General features: G+C 68.8%; 12 protein-coding genes. 5 read left to right on the top strand and 7 right to left on the bottom strand.

Annotation, left to right across the window (positions count from 1 at the left end; genetic code table 11):
* Positions 1–17: 17 nt before the first annotated feature.
* Positions 18–1805, top strand: coding sequence for an FAD-binding protein (locus tag QPK29_RS13075; RefSeq protein WP_371769073.1), 1788 nt, complete (start codon positions 18–20; stop codon positions 1803–1805).
* A gap of 6 nt (positions 1806–1811) precedes the next feature.
* Here the strand turns inward: QPK29_RS13075 and QPK29_RS13070 are convergent, their stop codons facing one another.
* The 6 genes from QPK29_RS13070 to QPK29_RS13045 form a co-directional block, all read right to left on the bottom strand.
* Entirely contained in the window at positions 1812–2663 is an 852-nt protein-coding gene (locus QPK29_RS13070; RefSeq protein ID WP_371769072.1) for a hypothetical protein, read from the bottom strand.
* A gap of 9 nt (positions 2664–2672) precedes the next feature.
* The gene (locus QPK29_RS13065; RefSeq protein ID WP_371769071.1) at positions 2673–6398 is read right to left on the bottom strand and encodes a tubulin-like doman-containing protein; all 3726 of its coding nucleotides are present in this window, start codon (positions 6396–6398) and stop codon (positions 2673–2675) included.
* Positions 6399–6416: 18 nt separating this feature from the next.
* Positions 6417–6890 (bottom strand): hypothetical protein, encoded by a 474-nt coding sequence (locus QPK29_RS13060; RefSeq protein WP_056130470.1) that lies wholly within the window; start codon positions 6888–6890, stop codon positions 6417–6419.
* A gap of 17 nt (positions 6891–6907) precedes the next feature.
* On the bottom strand, positions 6908–8398 hold the full coding sequence (locus tag QPK29_RS13055) for a hypothetical protein (protein WP_371769070.1): 1491 nt from the start codon (positions 8396–8398) through the stop codon (positions 6908–6910).
* A complete protein-coding gene (locus QPK29_RS13050) occupies positions 8395–9903 on the bottom strand; it encodes a hypothetical protein (protein WP_371769069.1) in 1509 nt (502 codons plus the stop codon). Before QPK29_RS13050 ends, QPK29_RS13055 begins: the two co-directional genes overlap by 4 nt.
* Before the next feature lie 135 nt (positions 9904–10038).
* Positions 10039–10530 (bottom strand): DUF3828 domain-containing protein, encoded by a 492-nt coding sequence (locus QPK29_RS13045; protein WP_371769068.1) that lies wholly within the window; start codon positions 10528–10530, stop codon positions 10039–10041.
* A 112-nt stretch (positions 10531–10642) separates the two neighbouring features.
* Here QPK29_RS13045 and QPK29_RS13040 point away from each other — a divergent pair, with 112 nt between their 5' ends.
* From QPK29_RS13040 to QPK29_RS13025, 4 genes are all read left to right on the top strand, one after another.
* On the top strand, positions 10643–11680 hold the full coding sequence (locus tag QPK29_RS13040) for a M29 family metallopeptidase (protein WP_371769067.1): 1038 nt from the start codon (positions 10643–10645) through the stop codon (positions 11678–11680).
* Between the two features lie 35 nt (positions 11681–11715).
* Complete coding sequence (locus QPK29_RS13035; protein WP_371769066.1) at positions 11716–12555, top strand: phytanoyl-CoA dioxygenase family protein; 840 nt, start codon at positions 11716–11718, stop codon at positions 12553–12555.
* Positions 12556–12637: 82 nt separating this feature from the next.
* The gene (locus tag QPK29_RS13030; protein ID WP_371769065.1) at positions 12638–13501 is read left to right on the top strand and encodes an NmrA family NAD(P)-binding protein; all 864 of its coding nucleotides are present in this window, start codon (positions 12638–12640) and stop codon (positions 13499–13501) included.
* Positions 13502–13688: 187 nt separating this feature from the next.
* Positions 13689–14963: a glucan 1,4-alpha-maltotetraohydrolase domain-containing protein gene (locus QPK29_RS13025; protein ID WP_371769064.1), complete on the top strand. Its 1275-nt coding sequence runs from the start codon at positions 13689–13691 to the stop codon at positions 14961–14963.
* A 16-nt stretch (positions 14964–14979) separates the two neighbouring features.
* Here the strand turns inward: QPK29_RS13025 and QPK29_RS13020 are convergent, their stop codons facing one another.
* Complete coding sequence (locus QPK29_RS13020) at positions 14980–16185, bottom strand: GGDEF domain-containing protein (protein WP_371769063.1); 1206 nt, start codon at positions 16183–16185, stop codon at positions 14980–14982.
* Between the last annotated feature and the right edge of the window lie 85 nt (positions 16186–16270).

The following is a 16270-nucleotide window of genomic DNA, read 5'->3' as shown; positions in this document are numbered from 1 at the left end:
TCCAGTCAGGAGACACCGTGAAACGACGATTCCTTCTCAAGGCCGCGGCGACGCTGCCGTTCGCATTCGCGGGCGTCACGACCGCCGCACCGCTGCGCCGGCGCGTGCGCCCGGGCGATCCCCTGTGGCCATCCGCCGCCGCGTGGGACGACCTGAAACGCAGCGTGGGCGGCCGGCTCGTCAAGCTCGACGCGCCGTTCGCCGGCTGCGCCGCCGGTGCGGATGCGCCCTCCTGCGCGGCCGCGCTGGCGCGGCTGAAAAACGGTTTCGAGATGGGCGACCAGCCGAACTTCACGCACACGAGCGGCTGGCTGGACGCCTGGTCCTCGCAGCCCAGCGCGTATGCCGTCGCGGCGCGCACGCCGGCCGACGTCGTCGCGGCCGTGAACTTCGCGCGCACCCACGATCTGCGCCTCGTCGTCAAGGGCGGCGGCCACAGTTACCAGGGCACGTCCGACGCGCCCGATTCGCTGCTCGTCTGGACCCGGCACATGAACGACGTGCGGTTGGAACCCGCGTTCGTCGCGCGCAACTGCGGGACGGCGCCGCAGCCGGCCGTCACGGTGGGCGCGGGCGCGATGTGGATCGACGCCTACGATGCGGTGACGACGCGCGCCGGCCGCTATGTCCAGGGCGGCGGCTGCACGACCGTCGGCGTGGCGGGGCTCGTGCAGAGCGGCGGCTTCGGCAGCTTTTCCAAGCGCTACGGCACGGCGGCGGCCGGCCTGCTGGAGGCGGAAGTCGTGACGGCCGACGGCCAGGTCCGCATCGCCAACGCCTGCACGAACGCGGACCTGTTCTGGGCATTGAAAGGCGGCGGTGGCGGCAGCGTGGGCATCGTCACGCGCCTCACCTTGCGCACGCGCGAGCTGCCGGCCACGTTCGGCGCCGTCTTCTGCAAGGTGCGCGCGGCCGACGATGCCGCGTTCCGCGCGCTGGTCGGCAAGCTGGTGGAGTTCTATGCGAGGGACCTGTTCAATCCGCACTGGGGCGAGCAGATCGGCATCCACGGCGACAACACCGTCGACGTCTCGATGGTGTTCCAGGATCTCGACGAAGCCGGCGCCGCACGCACGTGGGCGCCGCTGCTCGACTGGCTGCGCGCGCATCCGGGCTACTCGTTCGAGAAGCCGTTCCAGGTGCTGGCCCTGCCCGCACGGCATATGTGGGACGCGGCGTTCTTCCGCGAACACGCGCCCGGCTTCATGGTCGCCGACCCGCGTCCGGGCGCGCCCGCGCATCACGTGATCTGGAAAGGCGACACGGACCAGGAGGGCTGGTTCATCCACGGCTACAAGTCGGCGTGGCTGCCGGCCGGGCTGCTCGATCCGACACGCCAGGCCGGCCTTGCCGAGGCGCTGTTCCAGGCGAGCCGGCACTGGAGCGTGGGCCTGCACTTCAACAAGGGCCTGGCCGGCGCGCCGCAGGCGGACATCGACGCGGCGCGCGCCACCGCGACCAACCCCGCCGTGCTGGACGCGTTCGCGCTGGCGATCATCGCGGGCGGCGACGGGCCGCGCTTCCCCGGCATGCCCGGCGGCGCCGTCGATACGGTCCGCGGACGCGCCCGCGCGCAGGCGATCGGCCGGGCGATGGACGCGCTGCTCGCGGTGGCGCCGCGGGCCGGTGCGTACGTCTCCGAAAGCGATTACTTCCAGGCCGGCTGGCAGGACGCCTTCTGGGGCGCCAACTATCCGCGGCTCGCGCAGGTCAAGCGCAGGTACGATCCGGACGGCCTGTTCTTCGTGCGCCACGGCGTGGGCAGCGAAGCCTGGAGCGAGGACGGATTCACACGCAACGCGTGACTCCCGTTACTGCGCGTCTGGCGGAATAGCCAGCGGATGCTCGGCGCGCGCGGCATCGATGCGCGCCTTGAGCGCGCGCGTGTTGTCGTCCTCGCCCCAGCGCTTCGTGAACGCCTGCAGGCGCGTGCGCGCCCGCTCGACGCTGCCCGATTCCAGCGAAGATTCGATCGGGCCGCGCGCCTCCGCCCACGCACTCGCGCGCTGGCGCTTGCGCGTGCACGCGCTGGAGGCTTCATTCAGTTCGCGCTGCAGGCGTTCCAGCTGCTGCGGCGTGGCGCGGCTGCTGCGCAGCGCGATCAGCTCGGCCTGCGCCTGCTTGCCCTGGCAGGCCTGCGCCAGCGCGATGGCGCCGTCGATGCGCTTGTCGATCTTCTTCGCCGACGGCTTCGCCCACAGCCACACGCCCCACAGCACGGCCAGCGCGACGATCCACCAGCGCAGGCGGATCGGCTGGCGGCCCGCCGGTGCCGGCGCAGGCGGCGGCGTCGGGTGCGGCGACCACGGGATGCCGCGGCCCCGCTCCGGCGGCGGCGCGGTATTGGCCTCGACCGGGCGGCCGCCGTGGCCGAAGGCCGTCGCGGACGGCGTCGGCTTCGGCTTCGGCGGCGGCACCTCCTGCACGGTATCCGGCGCATCCGACCAGCCCGACAATCCGGCGACGGCCTCCGCCCCGGCTGTCGCGGCAGCGGCAGTTGTAACGTTATCGGCGGCACCGCGGCGTACATGTCCATCGTCCTGCGGCGGCGGCGGTGCGCCTGCCTGCTGGGCCGTCCCGCAATACGGGCAGTACTGCACGCGGCGCGGCATGCCGCGTGCGCAGGCGGTGTTGATGCAGCGGTAGATGGCTTCGTCCTGCACGGTGCGTCCTTATTCCGGGTCCGGGATGCCGTCGTCGTCCGGATCGGGGATCGCGGCGCCGGCGACCGCCATCAGTTCCGGGATGTCGGCCACGGTCTTCCACTTGTCCGCGCGCGGATTCCACTGCATGTTCCAGATGCGCGTGCCCGTGTCGATCTCTCCGCGCGTCAGCTGCTGCACGACTTCGTCCAGTGCGAACGGTCCGCGCTGCGTGCCGCCGACGAACAGCTTGTAGCGCGCGGGGATCGGCGTCGCACCCACGACGTACGCGGCCGGCCCGAGGCTCGGTGCCGGCACCGCATCGGGCGCGCCCGGCGTCGGTGCGACGACGGTCGGCACGGCCGGCGCGTACTGCGCGGACGGCATGACAGGCGCAGCTGCGCGCCGTTCCAGCGCCTGCGCGGCGCGCGCGTCGGCCGACAGGAACTCCGGCCGGATCACGCGTTTGTCGACGGGCCGCTCGACTTCCCACGCGTACGCGTCGGACGCCGAATCGGGCACGGTCTCCGTCCATGTGTCGAGCTGCGCGAGCGCCGCTTCCACCTGTGCCGGCGACAGCGCCGGGTCGATGCCGACGGCGCGCCGCATCCACTGGTCGTACAGGCGCCGCGCCGTGATGTACGGCAGCGACGGCGACGGCAGCTGCGCGCCCGTCTCGTCCACTTCCAGCTTCGGTTCGTACACGCGCAATTGATAATGACGCATCAGCGCGGCCAGCAGCGCCAGTTGGTGTGGGCCCATCGCGGCCAGGCGCTGGCGCGTCGCCGCGATCACCTGTTCGCGGTAGTACGGCGGCAGGCCGTTGGAGCGGATCGCGTACTCGTTGCCGATCTGGAGCCATTCGCCCGAGCCCTGCTCGACTTCGAACAGGTATTGCCCGCGCGGCTGGAACGCGGCCTCGCGGTCGCCCGCGTCCTGCTTGCGGCGCAGGACGCCCAGCGCGACGGCGGCCAGGAAGAATTCGTAGTCGTCGGCCAGGCGGTTCAGCTCGTCCATCGACGGCGAGATCGGGTGGCGGAAACGCGTCGAATCGAAGTGCAGGTGCGTCGGGATCTTCGGGTTTTCGATCTGGTAGCTGGCGCGCCACGTCGGCAGGCCGCGCAGCACCGTCATCGGGTAGCCGGACAGCTCGATGTAGCACACGGCCCGCCCCGGCACGCCCGTGTTCACGACGGACACGAGGTCGCCGTGGAAGAAGCCGGTCGGCACGGCGGCGCGGATTTCCCCTTCCAGCCTGCGCCACGCGGCCGGGTCGCCCACGCCGATGAAGCACTTGAACTGGTCGGCGCTGGGCGTGAACTCGGCCGAGAAGCGCGCGTTAATCCACGGCATGGCGCTCTTGATCCACTCGGAGAAGATGCGATGGCGCGCCGAGGGCGACATCGCGCCCAGGCGTTCCACGAGCGGGTCCGGCAGCTCGGCGACGGCCTGCTCGCCCGACAGCTGCAGCTGCGCGCGCCGGAACAGCTTCAGCAAGAGATCGGAACGCAGTCTCTCGTCGCCCAGTTGCGGGAACAGGCGCGCGGAGCCGCCGAATTCCAGCAGCACCTCTTCGCTCCACGCGCTCACGTCGCCCGTCAGCCGGACGGGTTCCGGCAGCACGTCGCTCGCCAGCTTGATGTACGTGGCGTGCTCCTGGCGCGCGTCGGCACGGAGCTGGCCGATGCGCTGGTCGACGGCAGCCAGCATCGCGCCCACGTTGCGCCGTCCTTCCTGGAATTCGCCGGCGACGCCGCTCCAGCGCACCTGGCCGTGTTCGTCCGGCGCCTGCGGTTCGCCCAGCCACGCCGACAGGCTTTGCATCACCTCGATGGATTGTCCCGCCGCGACCGCGAGCAGGTGGAAGCGCAGGTAGTCGGCGATGTCGCGCTTCAGGTGGTTCATGATCTCTCTCGCCTGCGCATCCTTGCCGAACAGCCGGCCCGCGGCCTGCGTCAGGTGGTTCAGCGATTCCTCGACCTGGCGCGTGCGCAGGGCGTCGCGCACGTCGCGGTAACGCTTGCCGTTGCGCTGCACGTTCGCCAGGTCGCGCTGCGCGAGCCGCGCCTTCACCTGCTCCAGCAGCGACAGCACGAATTCGAGGCCGCCCTGCTTGCGGTCGTCCAGCAGCATGTACAGCCGGCCGCGCACGTTCAGGCGCAGTTGCGCGAGCAGCTCGCCCGTATGCCGCTTGATGCGGTCCTCGCTCGTCTCGGCCGTGGCGCCGGCCTCGCGGATGGCGTCGCGCTCCAGGTTCGGCAGCAGCTCGACGACCTTTTCCCGCCACAGCTTGAGGTCGTACGAGGCCATGATGCGGTCCATCTCCAGCTGCACCTTGCTCTCGACGCGCTCCAGCAGCGAGCGCTGGTCCTTGTCCAGCAGGAGCATGTCGGTCAGCGCGTATTCCGGGAACGGCGTGACGTCGACGGTCCCCTTTTTAAAATCGGGGAATTCCGCGAACGGGTGCTCGGCCATGCCCATCTGCTCGCGCATGAAGGCGTCGCGTTCCTGGTCGGCGGCCCGCCGGGCGACACTCCCATCGGCCGCGACGAGGCCGAAGAACGCCTTCACCATCAGCGCCGCCAGTTCATACGCGCGGATGTCTTCGCGCAGGCTTTGCTGCGTGTCCAGCACGGACTGGCCGAACGCGGAATAGACCTTGGAGTACGACAGGCGCATGTCGCCGAAGCGCTGCTCCGGCACGCGCGGGTTGTACGGCCCGAGCTTGTGCTGCTGCTGGTTGACGGCGACGGAACGCTTGCGGTTGGCGAAATCGGCCGACGCGAAGTCCTCGAACAGCGTGTCGGCAACCATCTGGTACACGTCCTTCACGTCCTGCGTCGCCTTGTTCGCGAGGTTCGCGGTGTCGACGAAGTACACATCGTCGAACGGCGTGCCGCGGCCGACGATGCTGTCCGGCTCCATCCACTGCACGCGCGCGTTCATGTCGCGCATGCCCGTCTCCAGCTCCATCAGCGTGGCGTACGCGTTCGCCTCCGTGCGCTCCTTGTTCGCCTTCGCGTAGCCGGACGGCAGGAACATCACGAGGTCGACCTGGCTGTCCGACACTTCCTGGCGCGCGACGGCCTTGGCGATCCAGCCAAGGTCGATGGCGCTGCCCGCGCCCGTGCCGCCCGCGTTCGACGCGATGACGACGATGCGGAATTTGGACGTGTCGACCTGCAGGCCGAGACGCTGGTAATTCTCCTTGCGCTCGATGCCCGCGTTACTGCTCAGGAAATTCAGCGCGCCCTTGATGCGGCCGCGCAGCTTCGGATATTTGTCGAACAGGTACAAGCGCGCCAGCGCGCGGATCTGGCCCGCGCCCTTGGACGGGTCGATGCCCAGCGAGCGCAGTTTTTTAGGACGCAGCGGCATCCAGTTTTCGATCAGCGGGAAGCGCGCGAGGCTGTCGTCCGACTCGTGGTACTGCGGCAGGTCGAGCGGTTCGACGAGGCGTTCCTCGTCGGACAGCTTCACCAGCTCGAACCACGGGTCGGTGCGCTGCGACTTGCCCTCGTCGATGACGGCATTCGCATCGAGGTCGAAATGGAGGAAGCGCGCGACGGGAAAGTCGGCGATGGATTCGACGCGGGTCGGATGCCGGCGGTTCCACACGGCCGCGAGGATGCGGCGGCGGATGCGCATCATGACTTCCATGCCGGTGCCGCCGGCGCCGATGAACAGCGTCGGGCGCAGGTCGACTTTGAGCTCGGCTTTGCCGGAGAGCGATGCGGGATCGGGAAAATCTGCCATGGTGTTCTCTTTGAAAGGTCAGCGGCGGCCGACGAAGAAGGCCGCGACCAGCGTGACGACGCCGACGACGACCAGCGGTCCGGTGATGGCGGGCGTCAGGTATTTGCTCGCGTTGACGATCGCCAGCACGACGGCGGCCGACAGGAAGCCCATGCCGACGAACAGCAGCCAGCCCGCGCTCCCGGCCGACGACGGCGCCACGCGCTTGACGACGAGGTGGTGCACGTAGGCGTTGCGCACGAAGAAGTAAATCACCAGCAGCACGACGAACGCGACGGCGCCGATCGCCATGTCGCGCCCGGCCGTGTCGCGCAGCGGCGCCGCGCTCGTGTTGGTGGCGCCGCCCGGCGCGATCTCGACGGGCTGCGTGGCCGTGTCGGGCGTCGTCTTCGGCAGGCTGTCCTGCGGCGTGGTGGCGGTCTGGCCCGGCAGCTTGAAGCCTGGATCGGTGCCGGCGGTGTCGGGGGCGGGCTTGGTCTGGTCGTTCTGCATGGTGGGTTCCCGTGGGTTCATCGGCCGAGCCGCACCTGCGCGCCTTCGCGCAGGTCCAGCAACTGGTGGCCGAACAAGGTCGTCTTCAGGCGGGCCACTTCATTGCCCGCCTTGTCGTAGATCGGTTGCGTGGCGCCGGCGCGCGTGTGCACGGTGCGCAGTTCGTCTTCCACGACGAGCTGCACCTTGCGCGGCCGGCCGTACGCATACGCGGCGCCCGCGCCGGCCGCCAGCAGCGCGAGGCCGCCGGCCAGCAAGGCGACGAGCGGCCCCGAGCCGTAATGGACATGCACCTCGACGGGCAGCACGGCCGTCGAGGCCTGGATGTCGGCCGGCGGCGTGAAGATGTCCGGCAGCGGGTCGCCAGGGAACAGCGCCGCCATGCGCTCGCGGAACGCCTGCGACAGTTCCAGCCGCTGGCCCTGCAGATGCAGTTCGATGCGGCCCGGCAGCACGTATGCGGAGCCGGCCGATTTCAAGGCCGCCATCGACCATTTGCCGGGCAGCTGCGCGACGGGCAGCTGCACCGTCGATGCGAGCGGTTCCGCGCGGCCCGGCGCCAGCCGCGTGACGGTATTCGTCTTCAACGCGATCGGGCGGTTCTCGCCGCCGAGCATCGAGCGCGCGGAGATCGTCGCGCCCGCGATCGTGTACGGATACATCGTGTTCTGCAGCTGCCACTGGATCGTCGCGCTGGGCGTGCGCGCGTCGGGCGCCACGTCCGCGCGCAGGCGGCCGGCCGCATCCATCGAGAACTCGACGCCGGGCGCGTCCTCGACCTTGCGCGGCACGAGGCGCACCGTATCGCGGTCGAGCGGTTTCAGGCGCGCGGGCGGTTCCGTGATCACGCGCTGGACGCGGCCCGCCGCCAGCAGTGCGTCGAGGGCGCGCGCGCCTTCCGGCCCGACCGCGAACACGTACACCATCAGGCCGTTCGCGTGGTAGTGCTGGCCCTGCACGGGCATCCGCAGCGGGAACGCGAGCGCCTTCGTGATCGCGGCGCCCTTGTGGATCAGCGCATAGAATTCGCGGTTGCGCTCGCTTGTTGCCTGGTCGTTGTTCGGGCTGTTGCGGTTGTTCGTCACGAGCCAGACGAGGCCCGCCTTCCCGCCCAGGACTTTGGTGATGGTCGTTTCCACGGCCTCGCCCAGGTCGGTGTCGGCGAGCGCCGTGCCGCCGGGTTTGCGGGCGGTTTCCAGCCCCGCCAGCGCGGCCTGCACGTGCGCGGGCGTGTCTTTCGTCACCTGCTCGGACAGCAGCGCGCGCGGCGACGGCGCGCCGGGCAGCGACTGGTTGAATGCGGCCAGCACGAGTGCGTCCCCCGGCTGCGCGACATTGCCGGCGAGTGCCGCCACCAGCGGCTTGAATTGCGATGTCGGGTCCGAATAAAACGGCTCCATCCAACCGGAGTTCTGCACCAGAATAACCTGAGCCACTTGCGGCACGGCCCCGGCGGGGGCGATGCCGCACAACGCGAGGAGCAGGACGAACAGGCGGGCGGCCGTCACGTCGGCGCTTCCAGATTCCAGCCGCGGATCCGGTTCCAGTCTGGGTGGTGCAGCCACAGGCGGTTGGCGTAGACGAAGGGCACGCACTCGAGCGGCCGCGCGAGGCGCGCCACTTCGTCCAGGATCACGTTGCGCCGGCCGATCCACTCCACCGTGGTGCGGGCGATCACGCGGTTGGCCAGCGCTTCTTCGGCGCGGCCGGTGTATTTGTGGAAGCGCAGCACGAGCCCGCTGGGCTGGCTGCGGTTGTTGTTGAAGCTGCGCAGCAGCGGCAGGACGAGGGAATCGTCCTCGTGCTGGTCCTCGACGTGCTCGCCGGACCACGGTTCGTCGACGACGGGATGGCCGCGCCGGAACAGCAAATTGGCGAAGCCGAGGCGCGCGCCGTCGATCGGTTCGCGCTGCGGACGCGCTTGTACTCGTTCTGCCCCCAGTTCGAGGAACGAATACGACTGGCCGTCATGTCCGATCAGCCACATGCGGCCGTCGCGGCTCAGGGTGGGGCCGCCGAGGTCGAGGCTGGGCAGCCACGTGTCCGGCCACGCGAGCCAGCGCGGCGCCTCGCCGGGACGCCACGCGAGCTGGCCCTCGCCGTGCAGCCAGAACAGCTGGCCGTCGTAGCCGATGGGCCGCGTCCAGCCGGACAGCGGCAGCGCGCCGCAATCGAATTGCGGACCCGGCGACAGGTCGGTGCCGAGCGCGCACAGGCCCAGCGTGCCGCCCGGATTGCGCACGAGGACGCCCAGCTGGCGCCGCATCAGGCCGGGCGCCGCGACGACCGGCGCGGCCAGCACGGCCTCCGTGCGGCAGGTCTCGCTGACGGGATTGATGGCGAGGCGGTACAGGCCGCGCGCCGTGGGCACGAGCGCCACGTCGCCGCGGCGCGCGGGCACCTGCAGGTGCGACGTGGGCAGCCAGCCGTAGTCGGATGCGCCAAACGCGAGATCGGCCGCGCCCTCTTCCGGCAGCAGCACGTGCCAGACTTCCGCCAGCGGATCCCAGTACTGCAGCACGCCCCGCCCGGGCGCCAGCGCGAGCAGGCGCTGTTCGGGAAAGCCGAAGGTGGCGGCTGCGAACACGCAATGGGCGTTCGGCGGCGGCGGCATGGCGGCGTCGAAGCGGCCGACTTCCGGCGCGGGAGGCCGCTCTTCGAGGCTGTCGCCCAGCGCCAGCGACGTCACGGGCAGGCCATGCGGCACGTGCCGGGGCAGCAGCGCATCTGCATACGGCCCCCACCAGTCGGGATGGCGCCCGGGCGCGATGCCGAGGCGTTCGAGCGGGCGGCCGCACGTGGGACAGAACGCGAACCCCTCGGGATAGATGGCGGCGTGGTCGCAGGATTGCGGCAGCGAGGCGCCGAGCAGGTGCGCGCAATCGGCCAGGCGGCCGCGCGCGGCGGCCTGCCAGTCGATCCGGCCCAGCCCGTCGCTGGACACGAGCTCGAACTGCCCGCTGCGTTCATCCTCCAGCCAGATACTGGCCGGCGTTTCCCATCGGTATGCCATGCGCTCCACCGTCGATTCGTCAAAATCGATCGCGGCCCGCTCAAACTCGGGGCCGTTATCGTTTTGGAATCATAGCGCCGGGATCAAGCCGACGGCGCCCTGTTCACGGAGTAGCGCGTGGCTGTGCTTCAGGGATCAAATAGCGGCGCGGGAAATGGAACTTTCGGCAGCATCGAGTGCCGCCCGGTTCACGTGGCGGATCTTCCAGGTGCCGTTGTCCAGCACCATCGTCAGCACCACTTCATGTTTCGCGTCGCCGTCGCCGTCGAGGGTGACGAGAACGTCGGCGCTGCGCGCCTGGCGGCGCAGGGTGACGGCCTGCACGCGCCCCCGCAGCCATGCGCCGTGGATGCGCTGCGATTGCAGGAAGTAGTCGCCCGCTGCCGCCTTTTGCTCCTGCAGGCGTTTCACCAGCTGGTCGACGAGCGGCTTCGCGACGTAGGCATTCAGACGGTCGTAGCGGTCGCTCAGGGGATCCTGGTCGGCGTCGAGCGTCTGCAGGTACCAGCCATAGAATTCCGCGGCCACGGTCTCCGGTGCGCGCAACGCCGCCGCACGCGCCGAGAGACAAACCAGCAGCACGCCGACCAGGATGAGCTTTAGGAAATTTCCTTTACGAATCAACATGATGGGCTCCTGACAGCCAGACTGTGCAACAATCCAGCTGGGCAGGTCGTGACCTGCCGCAAGGGTGCGGAGGCCGTATAATGCCGGGTTGTCTTCCCCCTCCAGCCACGCCATGACGCCCACCGACACCCTGCCCGCCGCCGCCATCGACTCCGCCACCGCGCACCTGCGCGACGTGCTCGCGATCGCGCTCGAACACACGCCCGAGCGGTGCGCGCTGGTCGTCTTCGACACCCGCACCGCCCTGGCCCGCGGCCTCGTCGCCGCCTACCGCGCGAACCTGCCGGAGGCCACGTTCATCGACTTCGACACGGTGCCCCCCGACGAGGTGCTCGCGACGTTCCGCACGCTGGCGCCGCAGGATCTCGTCGTGCTCGTGCAGTCGACGAACTTCCGCCTGGACGGCTTCCGCCTGCGCGTGGAATTGTTCAAGCTGGGCCTGAAGGTCATCGAGCACGTGCACCTGTCGCGCATGCCGGGCGCGCAGGGCGAGCACTACATCGAGGCGCTGGCCTACGATCCCGCCTACTTCCGCGGCGTGGGCCATGCGCTGAAGACGCGCATCGACCGCGCCCGCCGCGCCGAGGTGCATGGCGGCGGCGAGGTCCTCACGTTCGACTCGCCGCTGGAAAGCGCGAAGCTGAACGTGGGCGACTACGGCGCGATGAGCAATGTGGGCGGCCAGTTCCCGATCGGCGAAGTGTTCACGGAAGCGCGCGACCTGGAAGCCGTCAGCGGGCGCGCGCAAGTCCACGTGTTCGGCGACACGTCTTACCTCGTTAACCGGCCCGAGTCACCGATCACGCTCGTCATCGAGAAGGGCCGCGTGGTCGGCACGGAGAACGTCACGCCGGCGTTCCGGGAAGTCCTCGACATCATCCGCCGCGACGAGGGCGAAGTCTGGGTGCGCGAACTCGGCTTCGGCATGAATCGCGCCTTCACGCGCGAGCGCCGCGTGGACGACATCGGCACGTACGAGCGCATGTGCGGCATCCATCTGTCGCTGGGCGCCAAGCACGGTGTGTACGCGAAACCGGGGTTCAAGCGCAAGGATGCGCGTTACCACATCGACGTGTTCGTCGTGACGGATGCGGTGTACCTGGACGACGAACGCGTGTATGCGGACGGTGCGTGGACGGTGGCCGCCTGATCTACAATGGCATGGTTTTGTTGATGGACCATGCCATGCTCACTCCCGAACAACGCGACCGATTCCAGCGCGACGGCTACATCGTCATCCCGAATTTCAAATCAGCCGACGAGATCGCGCGCCTGCGTGCACGCGCCGGCGAGATCGTCGACGCGTTCGACCCTGCCGAATCGCGCGCCATCTTCACGACGCGCGACCAGGCGAGAGCCAGCGACGCCTGGTTCCTCGGCTCGGACAACACGATCCGCTGCTTCTTCGAAGAGGAAGCCTTCGGCCCGGACGGCCAGCTGAAGCAGGCCAAGGCCCTGTCGATCAACAAGATCGGCCACGCCATGCACGACCTCGACCCCGTGTTCAAAGCGTTCACGCACGATGCGAAGCTGGCCGCCGCCGCGCGCGACCTGGGCCTGGAACAGCCGCAGATCTGGCAGTCGATGTACATCTTCAAGCAGCCGGGCATCGGCGGCGAAGTGCGCTGGCACCAGGACGCGACGTTCTTCGACTCCACGCCGATCAGCGTGACGACGTTCTGGTTCGCGCTGGAAGACGCGACCATCGAGAACGGCTGCCTGTGGGTCGAACCGGGCGGCCACCGCGGCCCGCTGCGCGAGCGTTTTCTCCGCGACGGCGATGCCGTCACGATGGAAAAACTGGACAGCACGCCGTGGCCGGACGACAGCACGGCCGTGCCGCTGGAGGCGAAGGCCGGGGACCTCGTCTGCTTCCATGGGCTGCTGCCGCACTACAGCGCGCCGAACCGGTCGCCTGTCTCGCGGCACGCGTTCACCTTGCACGTGACGGATGCGCGGACCGAGTATTCGCCGCGCAACTGGATCCAGCGGGATGCGCGTTTGCCAGTGCGCGGATTCGACTGATCCCGTCGCGTCGCTCCTGACAAAAACTGTCAGGGCCGCCTCTTAAAATTCTCCCTTTCGTCGGCTACGAAAGGAGAAGCTCATGCATATCATCATCGGAGGCACCGGCCACGTCGGCTCGGCCACGGCCCGCGCGCTGCTGCGCCGGGGCGAACCCGTCACGGTCGTCACGCGCAATGCCGGCCATGCGGCCGGGCTGCGGGATGCCGGCGCGAAAGTCGCCGTCGCGGACGTGCGCGACGTGCCCGCGCTGCGCGCCATCCTGCGTACGGGCACTACCGCGCTGCTGCTGAATCCGCCGGCCGCGCCGTTCACCGACACGGACGCCGTCGAGCGCGCGAATGCCGCCGCCATCGTCGACGCGGTAACGGGATCCGGCCTGCGCAAGACCGTCGCCGTCTCGACGTTCGGCGCGCGCGCCGGCGAGCCATGCGGCGACCTGACCGTGCTGTTCGAATTCGAGGAAAAGCTGCGGGCGCAGGCCGTGCCTGTCGCCGTCAATCGCGGCGCCTACTACATGAGCAACTGGACCGAGATGCTCGACACGGTGCGCCACCGCGGCAAGCTGCCCAGCTTCTTTCCGGAAGATGCCGCCATCCCGATGGTCGCGCCCTGCGACCTGGGCGAAGCCGCCGCGCAGCGGCTGATGGAGCCCGCGGACCGGACGGAGACCCTCTACATCGAAGGCCCGCGCCGCTACACGCCGCGCGACGTCGCCGACGCGTTCGCGCGGGCACTCGGCCGCCCCGTCGACGTCGAGGTCGTCCCGCGCCATGCCTGGGAGCAGACGTTCCGCCAGCTCGGCTTTTCGGCGGAAGCGGCGCGCAGCTATACGTGCATGACGGGAACCGTGCTGGACGAGCAGGACCGCTGGCCGGACGACCCCGTCCGCGGTGCGACGTCGCTTGAGGATTTCATTTGCGAAAGCGCAAGTCGAAAGTATTAAAACTACACACTTTATGCAAATTAGATTGACACGAAAATACGCATAGCTAAGAATCTCCCCCGTCGGGCACGAAAACATCACAGAATGATTGCCCGATACGTAGTAAAAGTACCTGGCTGAGCAACGGACTTTTGCACGCCCTCCGTTGTTCGCCGGGACCTTACCCGTATCACATCGGAGGAGAAGCATGAAGAAGAGCACCATCGTCGCCCTGCTGGCGGCGGGCATGATCACGTCCATGGCCCCGGCAGGGGCCGCCACCCCCGCCCAGCAGGCGGGCGGCAGCACGGCCATCGTCCTGCAGGGTTTCCACTGGAACTCGGCCAATTACACCGGCCCGGACTGGTACAACACCCTGCTGAACAACGTCGGCGACCTGAGCGCGATGGGATTCACCCACGTGTGGTTCCCGCCGCCGTCGGATTCGAGCGCCAAGGAAGGCTATCTGCCGCGCCAGCTGAACAAGCTCGATTCCAAGTACGGCAGCGCGGCCGAGCTGACGAACGTCGTGAGCGCGTTCAACAGCAAGGGCGTCAAATCCATCGTCGACGTCGTCGTCAACCACCGCGTCGGCACCACGGGCTGGTCCGATTTCACGAATCCGAACTGGACCACGTATTCCATCGTCAACGGCGACGAGTGCAACTGCGGCCTCGGCAACGCCGACACGGGCCAGGGTTTTTCCGCCGGGCGCGACCTCGACCACAAGAACGTGGGTGAAGTCCAGAACGGCATCATCAACTGGCTGAATTACACGCTGAAGCCGGTGGGCTTCTCGGGCCTGCGTTTCGACTACGTGAAAGGCTTTTCGGCGAGCTACGCGGGCCAGTATTCGAACGCGTTCGCGCCCGATTTCTGCGTCGGCGAGATGTGGCCGGATTCGTTCGACCTGAACAACCTGAACGCGAACCGCCAGGCGATCATGGACTGGATCAACGGCACCAGCAACAGCTGCGGCGCGTTCGACTTCACGACCAAGGGCATCCTCAACGACGCCCTCGCCAACGGCAATTACTGGCGCCTGAAGGCGACGGACGGCAAGCCGCAGGGCGCCATCGGCTGGTGGCCGGCGATGTCGGTGACGTTCGTCGACAACCACGACACCGGCCCGGCCGAAAGCTGCGGCACGGGGCAGAACCTGTGGCCGGTGCCGTGCGGTTCGGTGCTGGAAGGCTATGCCTATATCCTGTCGCACCCGGGCATCCCGACCGTGTTCTACCCGCACATCTACAACTGGAACCTCAAGACGCAGATCGCGGCGCTGATGGCGGCGCGCAAGAACGCGGGCGTGAATTCGACGTCGGCGGTCGCGATCCAGCAAGCGACGCAAGGCCTGTACGCGGCCATCATCACCGGCACGACGCATCAGCTGGCGATGAAGATCGGCCCGAACAGCTGGAGCCCGGGCGCCGGCTGGACGTTGCAGACGTCGGGTAACAACTACGCCGTCTGGATGAAGTAAAAGCGCACGAAGCGGCTCAGGCCCCCACCGCCTGCAGCCGCGCCGCCTGGCCGCGGCCGATGACGTCGCTGCCATGCACGCTGACACGGTTGCGGCCGTTCTGCTTGGCGTGGTACAGCGCCACGTCCGCGCGGCTCAGGATGTCTTCCCATTTCTGGTCGTGCGCATCCAGCGCGGCCACGCCCACGCTGACGGTCATCGCTACCGGCTTCCCCTCGACGGTCAGCGGCGTCGCCACCACGGCCTCGCGCAGGCGTTCGGCCATGGCGCACACGTTCCCCGCATGTTCGCCGACGACCAGTACCGCGAACTCTTCCCCGCCGATGCGGAACAGCGCATCGTACCCGCGCAGCACCCGCGCCGACAGTGCCGTCACGTGGCAGATCGCCGCATCCCCCACCCCGTGGCCGTAGCGGTCGTTGATGGGCTTGAAGTGGTCGATGTCGAACGTGATGAAAAACATGGCCGAACCGTTGCGGCGGCAGCGGCGGAAGTCGCGCGTGGCCACGTCGTGCAGGGCGCGCCGGTTCAGCCAGCCGGTCAGCACGTCGGTCAGCGAGGCTCGGCGCAACGCCAATGTCTGCTGGTGGCTGACGATCAACGCGCAGCACATCGTCGCCAGCGACATGTACACGAGCATCGCCAGCGCGCCCGACGTGCGGAAGAAATCGCCGCCCAGGAAACCCGGCGGGCGGCCGTCGTACGCGAGCATGATCGCCATGCGCGCGGCCTGCTGCAGCGCGGACAGTACCTGCAGCACGATCAGCGGCGTATGCGCCGCGCACGCCTCGCGCTCGCTGCGGCGCCACAGCAGCCACGCGGCGCCGAGATTGAGCGCGCCGACGAACGGTGTGAACAGCGCGAGCCGGTACAGCGGGGCGCCGCGCGCGAACATCAGCGCATGCGCCGCCAGCACGGCGGCCATCAGCAGCACGCCCCAGCGCCAGCCGGGCGCCAGGTGCAGGTGGCGCCGCACCCCGGCCAGCATGCCGAAATGGCCGCCGATGTGGAGCGCGTTGACGCAGGCGATGAACAGGATGGGGCCCGCCTGCTGGTGCAGGCCAATGGCGCCCAGCCCGTTGCTCAGTGCGAATAACGCAGCGGCGACCGTCCAGTCGACGAGGCAGGCCTGGCGCGCGCTGGCGAGGTACAGCAGCCCCATGCTGGCGGCCATGGTCAACGCCGCCAGCGCGGCGGCCACGATGAGTGTGAAAGCGTCCAAACGCCATCCAACCTGTATAGATAATTCCATAAGTATAAAACTATTGTTCATATGCAAATCTAACCAATTGTCGCAATCACAAAGT

Source organism: Massilia orientalis, from assembly GCF_030411975.2.
GTDB classification, from domain to species: Bacteria; Pseudomonadota; Gammaproteobacteria; order Burkholderiales; family Burkholderiaceae_D; genus Telluria; species Telluria orientalis.
The sequence above is the reverse complement of the archived record's forward strand: the minus strand, read 5'-3'. Positions and strand labels throughout refer to the sequence as shown.

Bases quoted from the DNA above. Each gene is read 5' to 3' on its own strand.
- QPK29_RS13030 (WP_371769065.1), top strand. From the start codon at position 12,638: ATGCATATCATCATCGGAGGCACCGGCCACGTCGGCTCGGCCACGGCC.
- QPK29_RS13025 (WP_371769064.1), top strand. From the start codon at position 13,689: ATGAAGAAGAGCACCATCGTCGCCCTGCTGGCGGCGGGCATGATCACG.
- QPK29_RS13050 (WP_371769069.1), bottom strand. From the start codon at position 9,903: ATGGCATACCGATGGGAAACGCCGGCCAGTATCTGGCTGGAGGATGAA.
- QPK29_RS13035 (WP_371769066.1), top strand. From the start codon at position 11,716: ATGCTCACTCCCGAACAACGCGACCGATTCCAGCGCGACGGCTACATC.
- QPK29_RS13040 (WP_371769067.1), top strand. From the start codon at position 10,643: ATGACGCCCACCGACACCCTGCCCGCCGCCGCCATCGACTCCGCCACC.
- QPK29_RS13045 (WP_371769068.1), bottom strand. From the start codon at position 10,530: ATGTTGATTCGTAAAGGAAATTTCCTAAAGCTCATCCTGGTCGGCGTG.
- QPK29_RS13065 (WP_371769071.1), bottom strand. From the start codon at position 6,398: ATGGCAGATTTTCCCGATCCCGCATCGCTCTCCGGCAAAGCCGAGCTC.
- QPK29_RS13060 (WP_056130470.1), bottom strand. From the start codon at position 6,890: ATGCAGAACGACCAGACCAAGCCCGCCCCCGACACCGCCGGCACCGAT.